Origin of the sequence: Arenibacter troitsensis, from assembly GCF_900177645.1 — a bacterium.
GTDB classification, from domain to species: Bacteria; Bacteroidota; Bacteroidia; order Flavobacteriales; family Flavobacteriaceae; genus Arenibacter; species Arenibacter troitsensis.
The window spans coordinates 222,581-245,796 of the sequence record NZ_FXAO01000006.1 but is presented as its reverse complement, the minus strand read 5'-3'; the positions used below and the strand labels follow the sequence as shown (position 1 = coordinate 245,796).

The window sequence follows — 23,216 nt, the reverse complement described above, 5'->3', positions numbered from 1 at the left end:
TTTTGGCCAAGTTTTATTCTTCTGTGAATTTATAACCACTTCCGTAAGCTGTCTTGATGTATTTTGCGCCTTCAGACGTTAATTTTTTTCGTAGGTTGTTGATATGGACATATATAAAATCGAAATTATCTGCCAGATCGCTGTTGTCCCCCCAGAGATGTTCTGCTATAATTTCTTTGGAGAGGATCCTGTTTTTATTGGTAATAAAGAAAAGCAATAAATCGTATTCCTTGCGGGTCAGGGTCAAGGGTTTGTCAAGGACATAGGCCGATTTCGCTCCTGTATCTACCCTTATTTCATTAAATAAAATATTTTCATCACCGCCAAATTTGCCCCTTCTCAAAACAGCCTTAATCCGCGAATTAAGCTCTGCCAAATGAAAGGGCTTGGTTATGTAATCATCTGCTCCCAAATCCAGACCTTCAAGTTTATCGCTTAAGGAATTATTCGCCGAAATAATGATCACACCCGTTTTTTTCTTTTCCTTTTTTAAATGTTTTAGGACTTCCAGACCGCTGCCGGTGACCAAATTAACATCTAGGATAATTACGTCATAATCGTATAGGGATACTTTGTAAATGGCCTCCTCATAATTGGAAGCACATTCGCAAACATTCCCATCCCTTTCCAAATAGGTGACAATGGATTGTTGTAAGGAAATTTCGTCCTCTGCAATTAATAGTTTCATCCAAAAAAAATAATAAACAAAGTTACAGCTTAAATCTAAGCTGAATTTAAAGTTTGGCCTACTTATAATTCTTTATATTGGCCTTAACACCCACTTTGTACATTCTACGTATCTTTGAAAAAAAGAATCTTTGCGACTACTTTTATTCATACTTATTTTTTCTTGTTCCCAACTGTTGCTTTCCCAAGAAGACTTTTTGGCGAAACAGTATTTTGAGGATGGTGCTTTTGATAAGGCCGTAGTGTTCTATGAAAAGTTGGTTGCCAAAAATCCGATGCGGACAGATTATGGCGAAGGCTTAGTGGCCTGCTACCAACAATTGGAAAAGTATGATAAGGCCGAGGAATTTTTGCTGAAGGCGGTGAACGAACAAAATATTTATCCTACCATGCTCATTGAGCTGGGGTACAATTATACCTTGCAGGACCAACCGGAAAAGGCGACCGAGTATTACAATGCAGCCCTCCAAAAAATTAATGAGAATCCCAATTTTGGCTATGGCCTTGGTTATAGGTTTCAGAAATATGCTTTGTTGGATTATGCCATAAAGGCATATTCCCTAGCCATGGAGCTTAATCCCCAGTTGGATTATAATTTTCAAAAAGCCAGAATCTACGGGGAGCAGGGGAATATAGAGCAGATGTATGAATCCTATTTAAAATTAATAAGTGAAGGCAAGGCTTCCCAGGCAAATGTACTGCGCAATATTAACGATTTTATTAGTACCGAGGCCGAAAATCCAAATAACATAAAATTCAAAAAGGTGTTGCTTCAGAATGCGCAAGGAAGCCCGGATATCCTTTGGAACGAATTGCTGAGTTGGCTTTTTGTTCAACAAAAACAATTTAGGAGCGCCTTTAACCAAGAAAAGGCCATTTACAAAAGGGGTGGGGAGACTTCGTTGCAGCGTTTACAGGGATTGGGAAAACTGGCCATGGAGGAAGAGGATTTAGATACCGCAAAGGATGTATTTCTATATATATCCGAAAATAGTGCAGACCCTATAGTGGCGCTGGATGCCCAGCTGAATCTTATTGAATTGGATTTATTGGAAGTTGATGATAAGGTGCTGGATAAGGTCCAAAAGAAGTTCGATGACCTGCTCGGCGTACACGGTTACCAAATGGAAACCCTCCAGCTACAGATAGCCTATGCCAAATTCTTGACCTTCAATAAAAATAACCCCGAACCTGCTATTGGGATATTACGCCAATGTTTGGAGCTGCCCCTGAATAATTATAGCAAATCCTATATTAAAAGTACTTTGGGCGATATTTTGGTCTTTGACCGACAGTTTAATCAGGCCTTGATCTATTTTTCCCAGATTCAGAAAGATTTAAAAAACGATGTCCTTGGTCAGGATGCCCGTTTTAAGGTGGCGCAAACTAGTTTTTACAAAGGGGATTTTGATTGGTCTTTAACGCAATTAAAGATACTGAGGGGGTCTACCTCGCAATTGATTGCCAATGACGCCATGCAACTAAGCCTGTTGATTTCCGATAACTCCTTGGAAGATTCTACCCAAACGGCCTTAAAGAAGTATGCCCGGGCCGATTTTCTGGCCTATCAAAATAAAAAGAAGGATGCAGTGGAGCTGTTGGAAGATATTCTCCAAAATCATAAAGGGGAAAAAATAGAGGATGAGGCACTTTTGAAACAGGCCGAAATTTTAATCGAATTAAAGGATTATGAAAAGGCGGAATTTAACTACCTTAAAATAGTGGAATTCTATGCCAACGATATTTTGGCCGATGATGCCAATTTCGCCCTGGCGGAATTGTATCGCAATATTCTGGATCAGCCCGAAAAGGCCAAGGTGCATTACGAGAAAATTATCTATAACTATCAGGATAGTTACTTTTTTCCGCTGGCAAGAAGGAATTTCAGGATGTTGCGGGGAGACAGTATTAATTAGTGCCCAATACCTTGGCCTGTCCTTAAAATGAATATAAATATTCCCTTTCGGGAAAGTAAAGAAATAGCATGTATATTTACAATGTTACCATGAATATCGAAGAATCTATCCAAGGACAGTGGTTGTCCTGGATGAAGGAGGTCCATATCCCGGAGATGTTGGAAACCGGAAAGTTTACCAAGGCTATTATGTCCCAGGTTTTGGTGGAGGAGGAGATGGGAGGGGTTACGTACTCCATTCAATATACCACAGATTCTAAAGAAACCCTTCAAAAATATTACGCCGAAGATGCAGAAAGACTGCGTAAAAAAGTGATGGAACTCTTTGCCGGTAAGTTTGTTGCCTTTAGGACAGAGTTGGCGATCATAAGCGAACATTAATTAAACACGCAGCGCCATGAGCAAAAAAGGGAAAAAGGCCCTCCATGCCAAGAAGGAAAAGTTCAATAGACCTTGGCAGGAGGAAAGTCCGGTAAAAGCAAAAAAACATTTAGGACAACACTTTTTGAAAGATGAGACCGTTGCCCAAAAAATTGGGGAAACGCTCAAATTGGATGGTTATCGCAATGTTTTGGAAATAGGCCCGGGTACTGGGGTGCTCACTAAATATTTGTTGGAAAAGGATATCGATTTGGTGGCTATGGATCTGGATGAGGAATCTATCATTTACCTTAACCACAGTTTTCCTTTGGAGCACAATAAATTAATGCAGCGCAAAGGAGAATTTAAGGTTTTGGAGGCCGATTTTTTGCAGTATGACCTATGGACCCTTTTTGGGGAGGAGCAGTTTGCCATTACCGGGAATTTTCCTTATAATATTTCCACCCAGATCGTCTTTAAGATGTTGGAATTTAAGGATCAGGTTCCGGAATTTACCGGAATGTTCCAAAAGGAGGTCGCCGAAAGGATTTGTGAAAGGGAAGGGAGCAAGGCCTATGGAATTCTATCGGTTTTGGTGCAGGCATTTTACGACGCTGAATATTTATTTACAGTTTCGCCACAAGTATTTGATCCGCCTCCCAAAGTGCAGTCAGGAGTATTGCGACTTACCAGAAAGGAAAATTTCCATTTGGAGGTGGATGAAAGACTGTTCAAACAGGTGGTCAAGGCAGCGTTTAACCAGCGCAGAAAGACCATTCGTAACAGTTTAAAAACATTCAATCTTTCCGATGTTCTCAAAGAAGATGCTATATTTGGCCTGCGCCCGGAACAATTGAGCGTTGCGGACTTTATTTCGTTGACACAGAAGATTGCAAATGATACCATTTAAACTCACCGAGGAATATTTAGCTGAAATAGAACAGCTAATAGACGACCAGCAGGATGGGCAATTGTCCGCGCTCTTGGCGGAGGTGCATTATGCGGATGTGGCGGAGATCATCAACGAATTGGATGAGGACCATGCCACCTATCTTATAAAACTTCTGGACAGCGAAAAAACATCGGAAACCCTTACGGAGTTGGATGTAGATGTCCGGGAGGCCATCCTCGCCAATCTATCTGCCAAGGAAATAGCCGGAGAGTTGGACGAGTTGGATACCGATGATGCTGCGGATATCATAGGGGAACTCCCCAAAAATATGGTCCAAGAAGTTATTTCCGAATTGGAGGACAGGGAACATGCCAAGCATATTGTGGACCTGTTGCGCTATGACGAAAATTCGGCCGGTGGACTTATGGCCAAGGAGCTGGTAAAGGTCAATGAGAATTGGAACGTGCTTACCTGCGTAAAGGAAATGAGGGCGCAGGCGGAAAATGTTACCAGGGTACATTCCATTTATGTGGTAGATGATGAAGGTAAACTTAAGGGGCGACTTTCCCTAAAGGATTTGTTGACCACTTCCACCAAGACCCATATCAGTGAAGTATATATTCCCAAGGTAGATGCGGTTAACGTAAATGAAAAACCAGAGGAAGTTGCCAAAATCATGTCCAAATACGATTTGGAAGCCATTCCTGTGGTCGACGAAATTGGAAGACTGGTTGGCCGTATTACCATAGACGATATTGTGGACGTTATAAGGGAGGAGGCAGAAAAGGATTATCAGTTGGCGGCCGGTATTTCCCAAGATGTAGAGGCAGATGACAGTATTTGGGACCTGACCCGTGCCAGATTGCCCTGGTTGTTTCTGGGCCTTTTGGGAGGTGTAGGGGCCGCAGCCATCATGGGTGGATTTGAGACGCTAATGAGCGATTATGGAGTGCTATTCTTCTTTACCCCGCTAATAGCTGCCATGGCCGGTAATGTTGGGGTGCAATCCAGCGCTATAATGGTGCAGGGATTGGCCAATGACGATCTTAAAGGGAGTATCACCGGAAGGCTAGTAAAGGAAATGTTGTTGGCCTTACTTAACGGTACCGTTTTGGCATCCATACTCTTATTTTTTACCTGGCTATGGAAAGGTAGTTTTCTTACCTCCCTGGCCATTTCCATCTCCTTGATCACCGTAACTGTGGTGGCAGGGATTATAGGGACCTTTATACCGCTCTTTCTGCACAAAAGGGGCATAGATCCCGCTATAGCCACTGGACCGTTTATTACTACAAGCAACGATATTTTCGGGATTTTGATCTATTTTTCCATCGCCAAGGTTATTTTGGGTATTTAGGGCACTCCGCCTTTTTGGGCGGCGGGCTTTCCGCGCTACATGGTAGCCTGCTGTAATCCCTAGTGCACTTGGTTTAACCAACAGAGTTTATGGGTACATAAAACCCTTGTAATTTAATGGTAAATGTGCTTGTATACTACATAGGAGTAAGGGAGGATCAATATCATTTGTTGTGTTTCTATAAAATTTGGGATTAATATGATTTGACGTTTGGCTGGATTTGTTGGTGAGAATCCAGTGAAATTATACTTTTTATTTACGCATTTCGTTCTTTTTTTATCATTAGTTTTCGTGAACCTGCAATTTTTTTAATGTCCAATGCAAGAGGTTAACTAAGTTCATGAATACGTTCTTCTTTCATTTTCTTTGCTTGTCCAAAGAAAACGAAACAAAAGAAAAGACACCTTCTCCGAGGAATTTTTTAGACCATGTCTAAAAACCGGTTTCAAAACTCCGCGCTTTTTTAAAAAGAAAAAAGCTGGATCTCGGAGTTTTTGAACCCTATTCTGCGGATCAGGAAAACCAACGACAAGCTTCTCGTTTTGGTTTTCGGCCTATTTTTATTTTAGTAGTAAATCAAGGAGTTTACACATCGGCCTAAGGAAGGCGTCCAAAGAGCATTTCACCTTAGTGAAAGCGGCCTGGATGCTGCGGCAGTGTAAAGTCCGTAGATTTCAAGAAAAGAAAAATCAGCCTAGCGTTTTTTGGTTCGTTTTTTGGGCGATGCAAAAAATGAACATAACACCATCTTTGGGATTGTTTTTATCTCTTTTCAATTCATGCACAACTTTTAGGGTTGATCCGTAAGGGAAGTGCACTATTTTTGTTTTTAGATAAAAAGCCTTAATACGGGTATTTGGCACAGATGACGTAAAGTTGGCGCAAAGATGGCGTTACCACAAAACCTGATCCGATTTAGTTTTGTTTTAAATTATTAAAACACCAAGAATGAAAAATGGAAATTTAGCAATTAGGGTAAAGGAATTAAGAAAGAGAAATGGCTTGTCTCAAGAGGTACTGACTGAAAATTCAGGATTGAGTTTAAGAACAATTCAGCGCATTGAGAATGGAGAAACCCAACCGACCGGTGACACCCTCAAAAGGATTGCCAAGGCACTAAATGTTACGCCCAATGAGCTAGTGGATTGGACCATTATGGAAGACAAGGGATTTTTGAAAGCCCTTAATTTGTCTGCACTTACATTCCTGTTCTTTCCCGTACTTGGAATATTGGTGCCATTAATAATGTGGATCTCTAAAAAGGACAAATTAAAGGACCTCAATAAGATAGGTAGGGATATTATCAATTTTGAAATTACTTGGACAGTATTGCTTTTTCTTGGGTTTCTGTTAAATGCTGTTTACATGGCCTATTATTGGGAAACAAATGGAGTTGTTTCTGCAAGTAGCATACTTTCCAGTGTGAGGTTCAATATGTTCTTTCTAATTTTTATGTATTTGTTTAATCTCGTATTTGTAATTTTCAACACCGTCTTAATTGCCAAGGATAAAGAGGTCAGGTATTTTCCCAAAATTAATTTCATAAGAAAATGATGTAGTTATTGTGAGCATGGCCTATGGCCTAGTACCTTTTCTCACATACTTCGCTTTGTCTGAATAACTACATTAGAATTAATGTTTTTGTGAACAAACAGATAGTATTTATAGTTTGTCCCAGTATTTAAACCCGAAAATAGTCCGGTTTCATGTTTCTATTAGTCCAGCGGTCGTGTATCTTTGCCACATAATATTAAGTTTATGAAAGTTCTCCATTTAGATGTAAATCACCCACTGATCATTGAGCAATTCAATGCCCTGGGGTTTCAAAATGATGAAGATTATACCTCCTCCAAAGCGGAAATTGAAAAGAAAATAGCCGATTATGATGGTGTTATCATCAGAAGTAGGTTCACTATAGACGAGGCTTTTTTGGATAAGGCGGTCAACCTTAAGTTTATAGGGCGCTTGGGAGCCGGTCTGGAAAACATAGATACCGACCATGCCAAGCGACTGGGAATCTTTTTAGCCGCCGCCCCGGAAGGGAATCGGAATGCTGTTGGGGAACACACCTTGGGAATGGTATTGTCCCTCTTCAATAAATTGAACAAGGCGGACAAGGAAGTAAGAAATGGGAAATGGGACCGGGAAGGAAACCGTGGTATAGAGCTGGAAGGCAAAACGGTTGGCATTATTGGCTATGGCAATATGGGCAAGGCCTTTGCCAAAAAATTAAAGGGCTTTGATGTGGAAGTTATATGCTATGACATTGTAGGTGGTGTTGGTGATGAGAACGCTAGACAGGTTGGGATTATGGAATTTAAACAAAGGTCGGAGGTCATTAGCCTTCATGTGCCTCAAACTCCGTCCTCCATCAATATGATCAATGCCGATTTTCTAAAGGATTTTAAGAATCCCATTTGGTTGATCAATACCGCTAGGGGGAAATGCGTGGTTACGGAAGACCTTGTTTCCGCATTAAAAGAGGGCAAGGTCCTCGGAGCCGGATTGGATGTGTTGGAATATGAGAAAAAATCTTTTGAAGATATGTTCAGCGGGTCAGAATTGCCCGAGGCCTTTACTTATTTGATCAATGCCGATAATGTGCTCCTAACACCGCATGTGGCCGGATGGACAGTAGAGAGTAAAATAAAATTGGCCCAGACAGTGGTGGACAAGATTAGGGAAAAATTCTGCTAGGCAAGGCCTGCAGCCTCTAATTCAGATCTTTTAGGCCATAGGGTCATTGTGCTGTTGTACTGTGCACTTGCCTTTTTAAGTTGAGATAATATAAATAGAAGATCATGAAAAATAGAGTAACAGGATTGGGCGGGTTTTTCTTTAAGACCAAAGACCCAAATGCAATTAAACAATGGTATAACAAACATCTGGGACTCAACACGGATCAGTATGGCTGTACTTTTTGGTGGAAGGACAAAGAGGGGCAGGACTGTTCAACCCAATGGAGCCCCATGAAGGACGATACCAATTACTTTAAACCTAGCAAATCCCCGTTTATGATGAACTTCCGAGTGGAGAATTTGGAGGAATTGCTCAAAGTTTTAAGGCAGGAAGGTGTTACTGTTGTAGGCGAAATAGAGGAGTACAATTACGGCAAATTCGGTTGGATTTTGGATCCGGATGGTAACAAGCTGGAATTGTGGGAACCCAATGATAAAGCGTTTCTTTGATTAGAAAATAATTATTACATTTAGTTCCATTATTAATCAACTAAAACACTGCCATGTCAGAAGAAAACAAAGATTTAGGAGATAAGGCCAAAGACGCCAAGGAATCTGCAAAAGAGTTTGCAAGTGAAGCTAAGGAATCGGCTAAGGAATTTGTCGATGATACCAAAGAGGCTGCCAAAGATTTTGGTCAGGAGGCCAAAAAAACAGCCAATGAATTTAAGGAAGGATTGGCAAGTGCCGGAGGGGATAATAAAAAAATTCTGGCAGGGGTTCTTGCCATTGTCTTTGGGCAATTAGGGGTACATAAGTTTATACTTGGATATCAAAAGGAGGGGATAATTATGTTGGTAGCAACCGTTATAGGTTATGCGACTATGTGTTTGATTATTGGGAGTTTTATTGTAATGGCTATGGCAATTATTGGTCTTATTGAAGGCATTATTTATCTAACCAAGAGCGATGAGGAATTCTACAATACCTATCAGGTAGGAAAGAAACCTTGGTTCTAAAAAAAATATAGTCGGGTTCTTTTGATCCGACTTTCTTTTTATCAATATTAATCGTAATATTACGATAAATTGAAATGCTAAACCAAGGGTCTTTTTAAGACCTAGGTTTGTTCTAAAAAGTATATTCATGGAGATACGCACTATGAAAAACAGCGATTGGCCAGCAGTTGCCCATATATACCAGCAGGGTATGGATACTGGTTTTGCTACCTTCGAGAAAGAGGTCCCCTCCTTTGAGGTGTGGGATGCAGGTCATCTTCAGCTAGGAAGATTGGTGGCCGTTAATGGGGAAACCATATTGGGCTGGGCAGCACTTTCCCCAGTATCCAGCAGATGTGTATATGGTGGTGTAGCCGAGGTAAGTGTTTATATAGGACAGGGCAGTAGGGGTCAAGGTGTGGGTAAAATGCTGTTGCAGCAGTTGATAGTTGAAAGTGAAAAAGCGGGTTTATGGACCCTGCAATCGGGTATATTTCCGGAAAATAAGGGGAGTGTGGAATTACATCTTAAAATGGGATTCCGTTTTATAGGCAAAAGGGAGCGCGTAGGCAAGCTGGACAATGTCTGGAAGGACAATCTTCTCTTTGAAAGAAGAAGTACTGTTGTAGGGGTGGATTAGTGCCATAAGACCGCTTTAAGATTGCCTCAACAAGGTAATCCTAAGCGGGGTTGGCTTCATCCTGTTGCCCCTCGGCCAATTTCCGTTCCAATTCTGCCTGAAACTCTTCCATAACGGGCTTTACCGTACTTTCCGGAAGGTCGGCTATTTTAATATACATTAAACCATCCACCGAGTTATTGAACAAGGGATCTACGTTAAAGGCTACCACTTTGGCATTCTGTTTAATATATTTTTTGATCAATACAGGTAGTCGTAAACTCCCTGGCTCCACTTCTTCAATGAGCCTATCAAATTTGTTAAGATCGGCTTCAGTTTCATCAAAAATAAAGTCCTTGTCTGCATCGTTGAGCTTTACCTTAAATTCCTTTTTGGGCCTAATGTACTGCGCCACATAGGGATCCCAATAATTACTTTTCATAAATTCAATCATCAAGGACTTGGAAAAGTTGGAAAATTGGTTACTGATACTTACCCCTCCTATAAGAAATTTATGGTCCGGGAACCGCAAGGTAGTATGGACAATACCTTTCCATAAAAGGAATAAAGGCATTGGTTTTTGTTGGTACTCTTTAATAATGTAGGCCCTGCCCATTTCTATGGATTTGGACATCATGCCGTAGAGCTCAGGTTCAAATCGAAACAGGTCCTGTAAGTAAAACCCGTCTATTCCGTATTCTTCAAATATTTCCGAGCCCATACCCATCCGGTAGGCACCAACAATTACTTTGTCCTCGTCATCCCATAGAAATAGATGGCGGTAATAATTGTCAAACTTATCCAGATCAATGGCATTATTGGTGCCTTCCCCTATGGCCCTAAAAGTAACTTCACGCTGTCTGCCTATTTCCTTAAGAATAAAGGGCATGTCTGCTGCCTTGGCCAAAAAGACCTCATAGTTTTTGCTTTGTAAGAGCCTGCAGTCTTTTTCCCTTAAACGTTCAATTTCTTCCTGTATCACTTCCGTACGTACCGCAGTAGCTATTTTTCGTGGGGCTTTCGGTATTTTTAGACTGGTAGGAATCTGATCCAATAGTCTTTCCTTCTCATAGGCATTGGAAAGCATATAGGTCTTGCGCCTTAAAAGATCGGCAAATTCTGCCAAGTTTTCCTGTTCGTTCTGTGTTTGTACGGAAATAGGTTGCCCAATACGCACTTTTATAATCCTGTTCTTTTGGGTGGTTACCTCAGAAGGTAATTTGGCCGTCCGGAATACATCACTTATCTTGGATAGACGATAGAACAACCTACTGTTCTTAGCGTGAAAATAAATGGGGACCACGGGTACCTCTGCACGTCGTATAAGTTTTAGGGCGGCTTCCTCCCATGGTTTGTCCACAATTAATTTTCCATCCCTGTAGGTAGAAACCTCCCCTGCGGGAAAAATTCCCAAAGGGTGCCCTTCCTGCAAATGCTTCATGGCACTCTTAAATCCGGAAATACTGCTCTTGGAGTCCTTGTGGTTCTCAAATGGATTTACGGGCAGTATGTAGGGGGATATGGGCGCTATCCTGTTTAACAGGAAATTGGCGATTATTTTGAAATCCGATCTATGGCTTAAAAGTAATTTTAATAGGAGCACTCCGTCTATCCCACCAAGCGGATGATTGGATATGGTGATATAGCATCCTTGTTTGGGCAAGCGTTTAAAATCTTCCTCTGGAATTTCGAATTTTATTTCATAATGGTTTAAAATAGCATCCAAAAAGTCCAGTCCATCCAAATGCTTGTGTTCGTCGTAAAATTGGTTAATACTGGAGATTTTGGTTACTCTCATAAGCACCCATCCAATAAACGTTCCGAGAAAGCCGTATTTATCCAGGTTAATAGCCTTCGCTACTTCCTTTGCGGTTACTAAACCCATACCTTAGTGTAATTTGGTAACCGCTAAGATAGGAAAATCGCTACAGCTATCCTTAATTATACTTTCCAACTAATTAAATGACCGCCCTATTGAACCACCAATTGCACCGTTTCCTTACCGCGTTGTTCCAGTAGGATCTCTTTTCCATTTTGTAGACTGGTTAAGGCTTCCGTGTTAAAATGCCTAATGGTATATAGGGAAACGCCCTCATGATGAACTACTTTGAACCTACTTTTTAAAAGATTCAAAAGTTCGTCCAATTTGTCAAATTTATTATCGACACATACGGAAAAACTAATGGCTGAATTTTGGATCAGGTCCACTTTCATCTGATGATCGTGCAATAATTTAAATAGTTCGCTGATACTATCCTCCACAATGAACGAAAAATCCAGGGAGGAAAGTTTCATGAGCACTAGGTTCTTTTTTACAATAAAGCAGGGAACCTTGGGTTCTATCCCTATACCTTTTCCAACTGTTGTGCCTTTATCCTTGGGGTTGATGAAAGATTTAACATGTAAGGGTATTTCCTTTCTCTGTAAAGGCTGCAAAGTTTTTGGGTGAATTACCGAAGCCCCGTAAAAAGCCAATTCAATGGCTTCGCGATAAGAGATATTGTTCAGCAATTCTGTTTTTTCAAAATATCTGGGATCCGCGTTCAAAACTCCGGGTACATCCTTCCAAATCGTAACCTCCTCTGCGTTTAGGCAATAGGCCAAAATAGCAGCGGTATAGTCGGAACCCTCACGGCCCAAGGTAGTGGTAAAGTTATTGTCGTCACTGCCCAAGAAGCCCTGGGTAATATTTAATTTGCGCTTGTCCACTTTTTCCGTGACATTTTGTTGGGTCTTCTCCCAATTTACGATAGCATCCCGATAATCATCGTTGGTCTTTATCAAAGTTCGTACGTCCAACCATTGATTGGCTATTCCAATTTCATTTAAATAGGCACTGAGAATGGTGGTGGAAACCAATTCTCCATACCCCACCACTTGGTCATAAACAAACCCATATTTAGGAGATTTGTTCCATACCAAAAAGCCCTGTATTTCATCAAAAAGTGTTTTTACCTTGGCAAAAACAGGATGCTTGTCATTAGGAAACAAGTCGTTCAGAATATTGTCGTGATATTGAATAACTTCATGCACTGCCGACGGTAATAAGGATTTATCCTTAAAATAAGCGTTAACTATATCTTCCATTGCATTGGTCGTTTTCCCCATGGCCGATACCACCAAGAGCGTATTGTTGTGACCTACTTCCTTTAAAACCTTTACAACGTTTTTTACACCGTTCGCATCCTTTACCGATGCTCCTCCAAATTTAAAAACCCTCATAACTTATTTAAAAATGTTTTTATTCCTTTTTCGTCCAAATGGACAACATTCCAATCGCGCAAAACATTGGCCCCTTTACTTTCGTAAAACGAAATGGCAGGTTCGTTCCAGTCCAAAACTTCCCAGCTAATGCGTTTAACGCCAAGTTGGTATCCATGTTCCACTACCTTTCCCAATAAGGCCGCACCCAGTCCACTGCCCCTCATGGCTTCTGTAACTATTAGATCTTCCAGATGTATAATTGGACCTTTCCAAGTGGAATATCTATTGTACAATAACGCCATTCCTACCACAGCCCCATCGGCTTCCGCCACATAACAATGAAATAATTTGTTATTTCCAAAGCCATCCCTTGTTAAATCGGCTACCGTAACCTCTACGGCATTGTCTTCCTTTTCAAAAATGGCCAATTCCTTAATCAACTTATGTACCTGCACCATATCCTTGGCTTCGGCATCTCGAATACTGTACTCCATAATTGTTACAAATAAAACACAAAGTTATAAATTTAAAAAATCAATATTTTACGAAAACGTTGTAGTTTCACAAATTAACCGATATTTGTGCTCAAATAAACAAAGCTTTTGCAATGCATAGAAAAAATACCACCCTAGGGGAATTCATTATCGAAAACCAATCGTCTTTTCAATATTCTTCAGGAGAACTTTCCAAACTTATAAACGCCATTAGATTGGCGGCAAAAGTAGTAAACCACGAGGTGAATAAGGCAGGACTGGTAGATATTATTGGGGCGGCCGGCGATACCAATATTCAGGGCGAGGACCAGCAAAAATTGGATGTTTTGGCCAATGAAAAATTTATTCAGACCTTGATTAATCGCGAAATTGTATGCGGGATCGCTTCAGAGGAGGAAGATGATTTTATCAGTATTAACAGTAGTGATGAGCGGCATCAAAATAAATACATTGTACTGATAGATCCCTTGGATGGGTCTTCCAACATAGATGTAAATGTTTCTGTGGGAACCATATTCTCTATTTACAGAAGGGTTACCCCAATAGGCACCCCTGTTTCACTGGAGGATTTTTTACAGCCCGGTAGGGCGCAAATAGCGGCCGGGTATATTGTGTATGGAACCTCCACCATGTTGGTCTATACCACTGGTGATGGGGTAAACGGATTTACCTTAAACCCTGCCCTGGGAACTTTCTATCTTTCCCATCCCAACTTGGAGTTTCCTGAGACCGGAAAAATTTACTCTGTAAACGAAGGTAATTATGTGCATTTTCCCCAAGGTGTAAAGGATTATATCAAATATTGCCAAAAGGAGGAAGGGGATAGGCCTTATACTTCAAGATATATTGGCTCCTTGGTTTCCGATTTTCATAGAAACATGATAAAGGGTGGAATTTATTTATATCCAAAGAGTAGTATAGCGGCAGAGGGTAAATTGCGATTGCTCTACGAATGCAATCCAATGGCGTTTATTGCAGAGCAGGCCAAAGGTAAGGCCAGTAATGGATTTGGTCCTATTATGGATATCAAACCCACAGAACTGCACCAAAGGGTACCTTTCTTTTGTGGAAGTAAAAAAATGGTGGAAAAGGCCGAGGAGTTTATGCAGGCCTCAAAATAGGAAAAGGAGCCAAAAGCTCCTTTTCTATATTATTGGAAATATTAATTTTTTAGAAGGTACAAATAGTCCTCAAAACTTATTCTTCCTGAAAATATATCTATAGATCTTTTAATTATAAGATTCGCACTTTCGGACCTGTATCCCAAACCTATGGCGTATTTGGTAATAAGGGCTCTTTCCTCCTCATCAATTACATTGTCAACAAAAATAATTCTGAACAGATCGTATAACCTTTCCAACCGCTCTTCGGAACTGGCAGGTGGGTTAATAGGATATTTGTTTTCAGATTTCATAACCTCTTTATACTCGTCCTCGGTAATATCAAGCTTATTGGCAAAACGGTCCAATAATTCCCTTTCCTTATCGTTTATTTCCCCATCAATGGCGGCCAAAGTAGCTATGGAAGCAAAATGCGCCAAATTTCTTCTATGTGCTCCACTACTATATAAATCTACGTAAGACATATTCATTTTATTTATTTGGAGCAAAGATAAATTTTTAGAAAAGTTTATTTATAAATTTCTATAATTATTTCCAAGTGGATTTCTTCCCCATAGTTATGGCTATTGAGCTAGGAGTACAATTGGTCGGTTTTTGTGGGCTCTTTGTACCATGCATTTTAGGGAATATTATAAAATGGTAGACCTAGGGTTTTTTACTTTTACCCTGGACAATACCGGATGGTCAACAGTACTTGGGTAATGTCCGGTTACCTTTATTGATTGAGTGTAATTGTCTGATTAATAGTATTTAGGAAGTGTAATTGTTAATTTGTAAGCATCATTTTAACTTGGGGTTGGCTGTTTTTTAAAGTCCTTCTATTATGGCCAAATAAAAAGAGGTGTTTTTTTATTTATTATGATATCTTTGACTCTATCAATCATTGGTTGTATTAATATAGTTATAGAGCGCGCCTAATATGTCCTTTAAAATTCCAAAGAAAGAAATAATATATCCCTTTTCTGTTTTTGTTCTATTGATGCTGGTTGTATTGGCTCTTTGGAAGAACTCTTTGGATTCCAATAGGGAGTTGCTCAAGAAAGACATTGAGGTGAATGGGCAAATCCAATCCCAGGGATTTTTGTCCTCTGGCCAAAAGAGCATCATTGTCCTTGAGAATCTTATGGAGAGGTTGGAAATGACCGATGGTGATTATTTTGAGTATTGGGAAAAGGATGCCGAACTCATCCTAAAAGAAGATCAATCCTTTAAATTTGTGGAATGGATAGATAGTTCCTTGGTTATCAGGAGGATTGTACCGTATAAGGGCAACGAGGCAGTAGTAGGTATAGACTTGTACAACCATCCACGCCGTGATGAATGGGAGCGGCATGTAAGGGATTCCACTACCAACCTAACATCTTGGATACCATTGATACAGGGAGGACATTCCATATTGATCGATGTGCCTGTCTTTTTTGGGGGAAAGTTTCAGGGAACCATTACCGCAGGAATGGATTTTACGAACACTTTTGATATGTTGTCTGCTGGATTGGACAATTATGCCATTGAAATAAAGGATGATAAGGGAACCACTTTTTATAGTCTCAACGACCCGTCTATTAGCGATTTTAGCGACGATTTGGTCTATGTTAGGTCTTATGAAGTAGACCAGGATGACAAACAGGTGTGGACCTTTTATTTAATGCCCCGCAATAAAAACGTTTTGGCCGAAAGGAACAAATCTTCTTCCAGTATTTTAATTTTTGGGATTTTATTATCCGTACTTATGAGTTTGTTGATATATTTTTATCAATCATCCAGAAATGAAAATACACGTTTTAGGGAGTTAAATATTAAACTCCGGGTCGCCAATAGAAGTTTAAGGGAAGAAAGAACCAAGGCGGAAAAGGCTTCCAAGGCGAAAACTGAGTTTGTCTCCAATATGAGCCATGAAATTAGGACGCCTTTAAATGCTATTATGGGCTTTATTGAAGTTCTTAAAGAGTCCAAAATAGATAATTCCTTAATGGAATACCTTTCTTTGATGGATGTCTCCTCCAAAAAATTACTTCTATTGGTGAACGATATATTGGAGATAGATAAAATTGAATCTGGACAAATAAGCTTTAAAAAAGATGTCTTTTCGCCATCGGAAGAGTTACAGAATTTAATTAGTATTTATAGGCCGAGTATTGAGGCCAAGGGACTTTATGTCAATTTGGATATTGATTCCGATTCCAAAACCCATATTATTGCCGATTTAGGGAAATTTGGTCAGATTCTCACCAATCTTTTGAGGAATGCCCTAAAGTTTACGGAAGAGGGTGGTATAGACATCACCTATGAAGAGACCATACTAAATAGTGATCTAAATATTGCTATCGGCATAAGGGATACGGGAATCGGAATTCCGAAAAATAAGCTAAAAACCATTTTTGATAGGTTTACACAGATAGATTCAGGTATTACCAAAAGACATGAAGGGAGTGGTCTGGGGCTGTACATTACCTATCTTCTAATAGAGCTGTTGGAAGGTCATATTGAAGTGGAAAGTAAGGAAGATGTTGGAACGGAATTTAGGATTTCCCTTAAGTTTCCCATTACCGAGATGCAGCCCAAAACCAAGGAACCTATTTCCAATAGTATAGATTTGACCGGATTCAAGGTTCTGATCGTGGACGATAATAAGGTAAATGTTGTGGTACTTAAAAAGACCTTGGATGCCTTTGGAATTAATACGTATTGGGTGGGCAATGGAAAAGAGGCGGTTAAGGCAGTGTCCGAAAACCAATACGATTTGGTCTTTATGGATATCCATATGCCCGAAATGGATGGTTTTGAAGCTACAGAAGAAATTAGGAAAACTCAAAAAGACCTTGTAATTATTGGTTTCTCTGCGGATGTCACCAAGGAAACCATCCAAGGGGCCAAAGAAGTTGGTATGAACGATTATTTTACCAAACCAATTACATTTGATAAACTTAGACAAAATTTGTCCAAATATCTTGTTCGGGTTTAGTGTGGTTTAATGCCATTCCTTGCCATCGGACTATTTTAACTGCTCTTGCCTTTTTACAGTTTACAAGATTTCTCTTTTCTTGGAAAATCACTTACATGTTCCGTTTTTCGGCATACTTGAAAAACAGTCTGTTAACAATCATATAACCTAATTTTAAAGTCGTTTTTAGCCTGTTATAGGCCTGAATTGTCAATCTTTGAATTTATATTGATTTTCTGTGCATGAAAATTATTTCCAATTCAATATTGGCCAACATAGTCAAATTCGTATACCTGGGATTGAGGTCCTCTTGCTCTACTTTCAAGTTTCAAATAATAAACCGACCCAATATTACTACATGAAAAAAAGACCTGTGGAACTGGTGGTTTTATCCGATGTGCATTTGGGCACCTACGGATGCCATGCCAAGGAATTGATTAAATACCTAAAGTCTATTAAACCCAAGGAGGTGGTTTTAAACGGCGATATAATCGATATATGGCAATTTAGCAAGCGCTATTGGCCCAAATCCCATATGAAGGTAGTAAAGATTATGATGCAATGGGTAGCGGATGGAATCCCCGTACATTATGTGGCCGGCAACCATGATGAAATGTTAAGGAAATTTCTAGGTTTTAAATTGGGGTCATTTAGTATTGTCAACAAAGTGGTACTGGAGATTAATGGTAGTAAGGCTTGGATGTTTCACGGCGATGTTTTTGATGTTACCATGCAACATTCCAAATGGGTGGCAAGGCTGGGCGCTACTGGTTATGATATGTTGATTTTGTTGAACAGTGCTATAAACTATTGCAGTAAAAGAATGGGAAGAGGCCCCGTTTCCATGTCCAAAAAGATAAAAAACAGTGTTAAATCGGCCATTAAATTTATAAACGATTTTGAGCGGATTGCGGCCGATATTGCTATTGAGAATAAATATGATTACGTGGTCTGTGGGCATATCCACCAGCCAGAAATCAAGGAAATATCTACCTCCAAGGGGTCTGTTATGTACCTTAATTCCGGGGATTGGATTGAGAATTTAACAAGTTTGGAATATAACGATGGGGAGTGGAAATTATACCACTATATGGAGGATGTTAAGGTTATAAATGATGATGATAATATAATGGAGTCCATGGAAATTCTGGATAAAAACCAACTTTTTCAAAATTTGGTAAGGGAATTCCAATTTTTGACCTCCACAGGGAACAAATGAGTATGCTATCCATTTGATCTTATAAAACACTAAAAATATGAAGGTACTATATGCCATCCAAGGAACTGGCAATGGTCATTTGAGTAGGGCGCGCGATGTTATTCCGGCACTACAGAAAAAAGGATTGGAATTGGATATCCTTGTAAGCGGAATACAGGCCGATATACAGATTCCACATCCTGTAAAATATCGGCTTCAAGGACTTAGTTTTATTTTTGGCAAACAAGGAAATGTGAATATATGGAGGACCTATCTTAAGTCTAATGCCGCCAGATTGCAAAAGGAGATAAAAAGTATTCCCATAGATAATTATGACTTGGTCATAAACGATTTTGAGCCGGTTTCCGCATGGGCCTGTAAACTAAAAAATAAGCCTTCAGTTAGTTTTAGCCATCAAGCAGCGGTACTTTCCCCCAATTCCCCAAAACCCGACAAAAATGACCTTATGGGCAAATTTATCCTAAAAAATTATGCGCCCACTACCCAGCAGTTCGGCCTGCATTTTAGGGCTTATGGGGAAAGGATCTATACCCCTATCATAAGAAATGATATTAGAACGGCAGCGACAAGGGAAGGGAATCATTATACCGTGTATCTGCCTTCTTATAGCGATGGCAGGATATTGAAAATCCTTTCTGAGGTTCCCGATATAAAATGGGAAGTTTTTTCCAAACATAATAAGGTGGAATTTTTTGGCAAAAATATTAGCATTAGGCCTATAACCAACGAAGCCTTTGTGCTTAGCATGGTCACCGCCAAGGGGGTATTGTGCGGAGCGGGTTTTGAAACACCTGCAGAAGCCTTGTATCTGGGCAAGAAGTTGATGGTAATCCCTATGAAGGGGCAATATGAACAACAGTGCAACTCGGCCGCCTTGAAAGAACTGGGGGTGCCAGTAATCAAATCCCTTAAGAATAAGCATTTGGACAAATTAAGAAAGTGGGTGGACAGTGAGGAAAGAATAGTGGTAAATTATCCTAATATCACGGAACAGATTATTGACCAGTTGCTTGAAGAGGCAGTTCTTGGTTAGGCAATCTTAGTTATTATGTTGAATAGTTCGGATTATTTTGATTTGCAAGCGAATGACTTTGGGGATGATTTTATTTGGGGGGTATCCACTGCGGCATATCAGATAGAGGGCGCGTACAATATACATGATAAAGGACCCTCCATTTGGGACGATTTTACCTCTAAAAAAGGAAATACGTATCAAAATCAGCACGGTAATGATGCCTGTGAATTCTATCACAAGTTTCAAGAGGATATCCTCTTGATGAAGAAAATGAATATGGGGCACTTCAGGTTCTCCTTATCTTGGTCCCGAATATTACCTAAGGGAACAGGAATCGTTAGCGATAAAGGAATCCAATTTTACAATGATGTAATCAACTTTTGCCTACAGTGTGGTATAACACCTTGGGTGACCTTATATCACTGGGATCTACCCCTTGCCCTGGAAGAAAAAGGAGGTTGGACCAATCGGGATATAGTGCAGTGGTTCCAGGAGTATGTAACGGTCTGTGCCCATAGTTTTGGAGATAGGGTCAAAAATTGGATGGTATTGAATGAGCCTATGGTCTTTACGGGTGCGGGCTATTTTTTAGGGGTACATGCCCCAGGTAGGAAAGGCTTACGAAATTTTTTGCCCTCCGTGCACCACGCTGTATTGTGTCAGGCTGCAGGAGGTAGGATTTTACGAAAATTGGTGGCCAATGCCAATATTGGGACTACCTTCTCATGTTCCCAGATATCACCTTATAGGAATAATCGCAAGGACCTAAGGGCGGCAGAAAGGGTAGATGCCATACTTAACCGCCTCTTTATAGAACCTTCTTTGGGAATGGGGTACCCATGGGATACAATTCCAGTTTTAAAACGAATACAGACCTATATATTACCAGGAGACGCCGAAAACTCCGCATTTGATTTTGATTTTGTGGGAATCCAAAATTATACTAGGGAAAAAGTAAGGTATTCCTATCTTGTTCCCTATGTCCGGGCCAAAATTGTAAAGGCAAGTAAGCGCAGGGTCAAGGCTACCCTAATGGACTGGGAAGTATATCCGCCCAGTATTTTTAGAATGATAGAAAGATTTAATAGCTACAAGGGTGTAAATAAAATAATAATTACAGAAAACGGAGCCGCCTTTGCTGATGAAATCGACCAAGGTGGGGTACACGACGAAGAGCGACTTTCCTATTTACAGGCTTATTTGGAGCAGGTATACAGGGCGAAAAGGGAAGGGCTAAAGGTAGACGGGTATTTTGTATGGACGTTTGCCGATAATTTTGAATGGGCGGAAGGGTATTACCCTAGATTCGGGCTGGTATACGTAGATTTTAATAATCAGCAAAGAATTATAAAGTCATCCGGAAAATGGTTCAGCCATTTTTTGGGCACTAGGTAGTGTTTTTGGCCAATTACAGCGCTGATTGTTAAAAACAAAAAAACCGATGAGACCATCGGTTTGGAGTAGCTAACTCAAATCAAATTATAAGAACGTATCCTTTATTAGGTTGCCGTAAAAATATATTTTATGATTGTTTCCGGTGTTATCTTAAGATATTCAATGGGTTAGTTTAGTATTAATTATTAAGCCTTTTTCCGAAATGCGCTTCAAAACCAAAAATATATTACCTTAGTACATCACCGATATTTCATAATTCGCTGTATTTATCATTAACCAATATTTTTTATTATGCTAAAAAAAATTTTGTTGGGCTTGGGTGTAGTATTCATCCTGATCCAGTTTATCCGACCCGAAAAAAATGAATCCAACGACACTACATATGACATTTCCACTAAATTTAAAGTTCCGGAGGATGTAAACCATTTGTTGAAGGTTTCCTGTAATGATTGTCATTCCAATAAGACCGAATACCCTTGGTATTCCAAGGTGCAGCCGGTAGCCTGGTTCTTGAACAGTCATTTGGTGGACGGTAAAAGACATTTAAATTTTTCCAATTTCACCAAGTTGCCTTTGGCCATCCAATACCACAAATTTGAAGAAATAGTAGAAATGGTGGAGGAAAAGGAAATGCCAATTCCGTCATATACTTATTTCGGACTTCATCCTGAGGCCAATCTCACCCAAGACCAACAGGACAAAATTTTGGATTGGTCCAAAGCACAAATGGCATACTTAAAGGCCACTTATCCTGCGGATAGTTTGGTAAGGAAGCCGAGGCCGGGGAAATTCCCGGCTAAATAAAAATTTAGGATGCGGCCTTAATGAGTGGCCATTGTTCCCAGATAATCCCGGTGTGTCTTTAGTAAGTAGCGCCGGAGTCTTCGATATTTGAATTAAGAGGTCGGCCAACATTTCTTCAATTGAAATAAATCAATATTTCGAAATCTTAATCCTTTTTTAATAAGGGCAACGTTATGGTCACTACCGAAAAGTAGTGACCATAGTTTTATGTCCGAGTTATAATGGAAAAAATAAATTTCTTTTTTTTATTAAAAACCTAGGGTATTCCAATTAGGCTACGTCGTACTAATATATCACAAAGCATGATTCCATCCAATATAGAAATAGGTATACTTAAATACCTCGATAAAACGGCAACGGCTAAACAACTACAAGAGTTGGAAGATTGGCTGGAAGATCCTTTGAACAAGGAGCTCTTCAATGATTATGTACTATTGCACTATGCAATCAATATGGGACTCAATAAAATGGATGATCAGCCGAGGAAGGAAGAATTGATGCGTAGAATCCAGAAAGAGAAACCAGGCATTAACAGTTTGTACCCAAAACTCCTACTAAAAATTGCTGCAGTATTGCTTTTGCTTCTAGGATTTAGTTATTTTTTCAATCAAAAATTCAATAAAGTCAATGTAGAAGAACTAATTGAGCCCAACCAGATTACACTTCAATTGGATAACGGAAACATAGAGGTCATTAGGGAAGATGGTAAGCGAAAGATAATCGATGCAGAAGGAAATGAGGTGGGAGTGCAAAAAGGAAATACGCTTAACTACAATGAAGGCGGTGATCCGGAAAAACTAATCCATAATCAACTAAATATCCCCAATGGCAAACAATTTGAATTGGTCCTGTCCGATGGCAGTAGTATATTTCTTAATTCCGGTTCTTCCATAAAGTATCCTGTGAAATTTTTACCGGGCAAGTCAAGAGAGGTATTCTTGAACGGTGAAGCTTATTTCGAAATAATAAAAGACAGTATTAATCCATTTATTGTCAATGTTACCGATTTAAAGGTCCGTGTCCTAGGTACGGAATTCAATCTTTCTTCTTATCCCGAAGATAGTCAGGTAACTACAGTTTTGGTTAATGGGTCTGTTGGCCTATACAGTGGCGATGTTTATGGGCCGGCAATTACCACTTTCATGAAGCCTGGCTTTAGGGGAGTATATGACCATTCCAGTGGTGACATAACTTTGGATGAAGTGGACACCTCTCTTTACACCAGTTGGAAATCGGGGAAATTGGTATTCAGAAGTATGCAGTTTAAAAATATCATTAAAAAATTAGAGCGCACTTACAATGTAAGTATTGTAAATAATAATAAGGAACTGGGCGAACAATATTTTAGTGCCAGTTTTGACAAGGACGAGCTAATGGAGCAAATCTTCGCTTCCTTTAGGACAAGCTATAGGTTTACCTATACGATTGAAAATCAAAAAATAACTATAAACTAAAACTAGATTATTGTATGAATTAAAAAAAACAAACTAAAAATCAAGTTCAAAAAAACTGGAAGA

21 protein-coding genes are annotated in these 23,216 nt (G+C 39.8%); 16 read left to right on the top strand and 5 right to left on the bottom strand.

Annotated elements, in window-relative coordinates; all coding sequences use genetic code 11:
* Positions 1 to 13: 13 nt before the first annotated feature.
* Positions 14 to 688, bottom strand: coding sequence for a response regulator transcription factor (locus B9Y87_RS14940; RefSeq protein WP_085499778.1), 675 nt, complete (start codon positions 686 to 688; stop codon positions 14 to 16).
* A gap of 130 nt (positions 689 to 818) precedes the next feature.
* Here B9Y87_RS14940 and B9Y87_RS14935 point away from each other — a divergent pair, with 130 nt between their 5' ends.
* The 9 genes from B9Y87_RS14935 to B9Y87_RS14895 all read left to right on the top strand — a co-directional run bounded on the left by B9Y87_RS14935 (position 819) and on the right by B9Y87_RS14895 (position 9,527).
* Positions 819 to 2,603, top strand: a complete 1,785-nt coding sequence (locus B9Y87_RS14935) for a tetratricopeptide repeat protein (RefSeq protein WP_085499777.1) — start codon at positions 819 to 821, stop codon at positions 2,601 to 2,603.
* A gap of 68 nt (positions 2,604 to 2,671) precedes the next feature.
* Positions 2,672 to 2,983 carry a DUF4286 family protein gene (locus tag B9Y87_RS14930; protein WP_072859792.1) on the top strand — a complete coding sequence of 104 codons (312 nt, stop codon included), beginning with the start codon at positions 2,672 to 2,674 and terminating at the stop codon, positions 2,981 to 2,983.
* A 16-nt stretch (positions 2,984 to 2,999) separates the two neighbouring features.
* Positions 3,000 to 3,872, top strand: coding sequence for a 16S rRNA (adenine(1518)-N(6)/adenine(1519)-N(6))-dimethyltransferase RsmA (gene rsmA / locus B9Y87_RS14925; protein WP_085499776.1), 873 nt, complete (start codon positions 3,000 to 3,002; stop codon positions 3,870 to 3,872).
* Positions 3,859 to 5,211 carry a magnesium transporter gene (mgtE, locus tag B9Y87_RS14920; protein ID WP_072859790.1) on the top strand — a complete coding sequence of 451 codons (1,353 nt, stop codon included), beginning with the start codon at positions 3,859 to 3,861 and terminating at the stop codon, positions 5,209 to 5,211. The genes rsmA and mgtE overlap by 14 nt, the downstream gene beginning before the upstream one ends.
* A gap of 948 nt (positions 5,212 to 6,159) precedes the next feature.
* Positions 6,160 to 6,765: a helix-turn-helix domain-containing protein gene (locus B9Y87_RS14915; protein ID WP_085499775.1), complete on the top strand. Its 606-nt coding sequence runs from the start codon at positions 6,160 to 6,162 to the stop codon at positions 6,763 to 6,765.
* 204 nt (positions 6,766 to 6,969) lie between these two features.
* Positions 6,970 to 7,908, top strand: a complete 939-nt coding sequence (locus tag B9Y87_RS14910) for a 2-hydroxyacid dehydrogenase (protein WP_085499774.1) — start codon at positions 6,970 to 6,972, stop codon at positions 7,906 to 7,908.
* 104 nt (positions 7,909 to 8,012) lie between these two features.
* On the top strand, positions 8,013 to 8,399 hold the full coding sequence (locus tag B9Y87_RS14905) for a VOC family protein (RefSeq protein WP_085499773.1): 387 nt from the start codon (positions 8,013 to 8,015) through the stop codon (positions 8,397 to 8,399).
* Positions 8,400 to 8,452: 53 nt separating this feature from the next.
* Positions 8,453 to 8,908: an NINE protein gene (locus B9Y87_RS14900; protein ID WP_085499772.1), complete on the top strand. Its 456-nt coding sequence runs from the start codon at positions 8,453 to 8,455 to the stop codon at positions 8,906 to 8,908.
* Between the two features lie 127 nt (positions 8,909 to 9,035).
* Positions 9,036 to 9,527, top strand: a complete 492-nt coding sequence (locus B9Y87_RS14895) for a GNAT family N-acetyltransferase (protein ID WP_085499771.1) — start codon at positions 9,036 to 9,038, stop codon at positions 9,525 to 9,527.
* A 40-nt stretch (positions 9,528 to 9,567) separates the two neighbouring features.
* Here the strand turns inward: B9Y87_RS14895 and B9Y87_RS14890 are convergent, their stop codons facing one another.
* From B9Y87_RS14890 to B9Y87_RS14880, 3 genes are all read right to left on the bottom strand, one after another.
* A complete protein-coding gene (locus tag B9Y87_RS14890) occupies positions 9,568 to 11,391 on the bottom strand; it encodes a GNAT family N-acyltransferase (RefSeq protein ID WP_085499770.1) in 1,824 nt (607 codons plus the stop codon).
* Between the two features lie 86 nt (positions 11,392 to 11,477).
* Complete coding sequence (locus B9Y87_RS14885; RefSeq protein ID WP_085499769.1) at positions 11,478 to 12,728, bottom strand: aspartate kinase; 1,251 nt, start codon at positions 12,726 to 12,728, stop codon at positions 11,478 to 11,480.
* Entirely contained in the window at positions 12,725 to 13,204 is a 480-nt protein-coding gene (locus B9Y87_RS14880) for a GNAT family N-acetyltransferase (protein ID WP_085499768.1), read from the bottom strand. The genes B9Y87_RS14885 and B9Y87_RS14880 overlap by 4 nt, the downstream gene beginning before the upstream one ends.
* A gap of 113 nt (positions 13,205 to 13,317) precedes the next feature.
* Between B9Y87_RS14880 and fbp the strand changes: the two genes are divergently transcribed.
* Positions 13,318 to 14,325: a class 1 fructose-bisphosphatase gene (gene fbp / locus B9Y87_RS14875; protein ID WP_085499767.1), complete on the top strand. Its 1,008-nt coding sequence runs from the start codon at positions 13,318 to 13,320 to the stop codon at positions 14,323 to 14,325.
* Positions 14,326 to 14,366: 41 nt separating this feature from the next.
* On the opposite strand, the gene B9Y87_RS14870 is transcribed toward fbp, so the two are convergent.
* Positions 14,367 to 14,789 carry a tellurite resistance TerB family protein gene (locus B9Y87_RS14870; protein ID WP_085499891.1) on the bottom strand — a complete coding sequence of 141 codons (423 nt, stop codon included), beginning with the start codon at positions 14,787 to 14,789 and terminating at the stop codon, positions 14,367 to 14,369.
* Positions 14,790 to 15,244: 455 nt separating this feature from the next.
* On the opposite strand from B9Y87_RS14870, the gene B9Y87_RS14865 reads away from it, so the two are divergent.
* The 6 genes from B9Y87_RS14865 (at position 15,245) to B9Y87_RS14840 (ending at position 23,153) form a co-directional block, all read left to right on the top strand.
* A complete protein-coding gene (locus tag B9Y87_RS14865; RefSeq protein ID WP_085499766.1) occupies positions 15,245 to 17,287 on the top strand; it encodes a response regulator in 2,043 nt (680 codons plus the stop codon).
* Positions 17,288 to 17,624: 337 nt separating this feature from the next.
* On the top strand, positions 17,625 to 18,485 hold the full coding sequence (locus B9Y87_RS14860; protein ID WP_085499765.1) for a UDP-2,3-diacylglucosamine diphosphatase: 861 nt from the start codon (positions 17,625 to 17,627) through the stop codon (positions 18,483 to 18,485).
* A 37-nt stretch (positions 18,486 to 18,522) separates the two neighbouring features.
* A complete protein-coding gene (locus tag B9Y87_RS14855; protein ID WP_085499764.1) occupies positions 18,523 to 19,518 on the top strand; it encodes a glycosyltransferase family protein in 996 nt (331 codons plus the stop codon).
* 15 nt (positions 19,519 to 19,533) lie between these two features.
* Complete coding sequence (locus B9Y87_RS14850; RefSeq protein WP_085499763.1) at positions 19,534 to 20,895, top strand: GH1 family beta-glucosidase; 1,362 nt, start codon at positions 19,534 to 19,536, stop codon at positions 20,893 to 20,895.
* A 291-nt stretch (positions 20,896 to 21,186) separates the two neighbouring features.
* Positions 21,187 to 21,699, top strand: coding sequence for a heme-binding domain-containing protein (locus B9Y87_RS14845; RefSeq protein WP_085499762.1), 513 nt, complete (start codon positions 21,187 to 21,189; stop codon positions 21,697 to 21,699).
* A gap of 302 nt (positions 21,700 to 22,001) precedes the next feature.
* The gene (locus tag B9Y87_RS14840) at positions 22,002 to 23,153 is read left to right on the top strand and encodes a FecR family protein (RefSeq protein WP_085499761.1); all 1,152 of its coding nucleotides are present in this window, start codon (positions 22,002 to 22,004) and stop codon (positions 23,151 to 23,153) included.
* The last annotated feature ends 63 nt before the right edge of the window (positions 23,154 to 23,216 follow it).

Coding starts and splice junctions, on each gene's coding strand:
- B9Y87_RS14940 (WP_085499778.1), bottom strand. CDS start 688: ATGAAACTATTAATTGCAGAGGACGAAATTTCCTTACAACAATCCATT.
- B9Y87_RS14930 (WP_072859792.1), top strand. CDS start 2,672: ATGTATATTTACAATGTTACCATGAATATCGAAGAATCTATCCAAGGA.
- rsmA (WP_085499776.1), top strand. CDS start 3,000: ATGAGCAAAAAAGGGAAAAAGGCCCTCCATGCCAAGAAGGAAAAGTTC.
- mgtE (WP_072859790.1), top strand. CDS start 3,859: ATGATACCATTTAAACTCACCGAGGAATATTTAGCTGAAATAGAACAG.
- B9Y87_RS14915 (WP_085499775.1), top strand. CDS start 6,160: ATGAAAAATGGAAATTTAGCAATTAGGGTAAAGGAATTAAGAAAGAGA.
- B9Y87_RS14910 (WP_085499774.1), top strand. CDS start 6,970: ATGAAAGTTCTCCATTTAGATGTAAATCACCCACTGATCATTGAGCAA.
- B9Y87_RS14905 (WP_085499773.1), top strand. CDS start 8,013: ATGAAAAATAGAGTAACAGGATTGGGCGGGTTTTTCTTTAAGACCAAA.
- B9Y87_RS14900 (WP_085499772.1), top strand. CDS start 8,453: ATGTCAGAAGAAAACAAAGATTTAGGAGATAAGGCCAAAGACGCCAAG.
- B9Y87_RS14895 (WP_085499771.1), top strand. CDS start 9,036: ATGGAGATACGCACTATGAAAAACAGCGATTGGCCAGCAGTTGCCCAT.
- B9Y87_RS14890 (WP_085499770.1), bottom strand. CDS start 11,391: ATGGGTTTAGTAACCGCAAAGGAAGTAGCGAAGGCTATTAACCTGGAT.
- B9Y87_RS14885 (WP_085499769.1), bottom strand. CDS start 12,728: ATGAGGGTTTTTAAATTTGGAGGAGCATCGGTAAAGGATGCGAACGGT.
- B9Y87_RS14880 (WP_085499768.1), bottom strand. CDS start 13,204: ATGGAGTACAGTATTCGAGATGCCGAAGCCAAGGATATGGTGCAGGTA.
- fbp (WP_085499767.1), top strand. CDS start 13,318: ATGCATAGAAAAAATACCACCCTAGGGGAATTCATTATCGAAAACCAA.
- B9Y87_RS14870 (WP_085499891.1), bottom strand. CDS start 14,789: ATGTCTTACGTAGATTTATATAGTAGTGGAGCACATAGAAGAAATTTG.
- B9Y87_RS14865 (WP_085499766.1), top strand. CDS start 15,245: ATGTCCTTTAAAATTCCAAAGAAAGAAATAATATATCCCTTTTCTGTT.
- B9Y87_RS14860 (WP_085499765.1), top strand. CDS start 17,625: ATGAAAAAAAGACCTGTGGAACTGGTGGTTTTATCCGATGTGCATTTG.
- B9Y87_RS14855 (WP_085499764.1), top strand. CDS start 18,523: ATGAAGGTACTATATGCCATCCAAGGAACTGGCAATGGTCATTTGAGT.
- B9Y87_RS14850 (WP_085499763.1), top strand. CDS start 19,534: ATGTTGAATAGTTCGGATTATTTTGATTTGCAAGCGAATGACTTTGGG.
- B9Y87_RS14845 (WP_085499762.1), top strand. CDS start 21,187: ATGCTAAAAAAAATTTTGTTGGGCTTGGGTGTAGTATTCATCCTGATC.
- B9Y87_RS14840 (WP_085499761.1), top strand. CDS start 22,002: ATGATTCCATCCAATATAGAAATAGGTATACTTAAATACCTCGATAAA.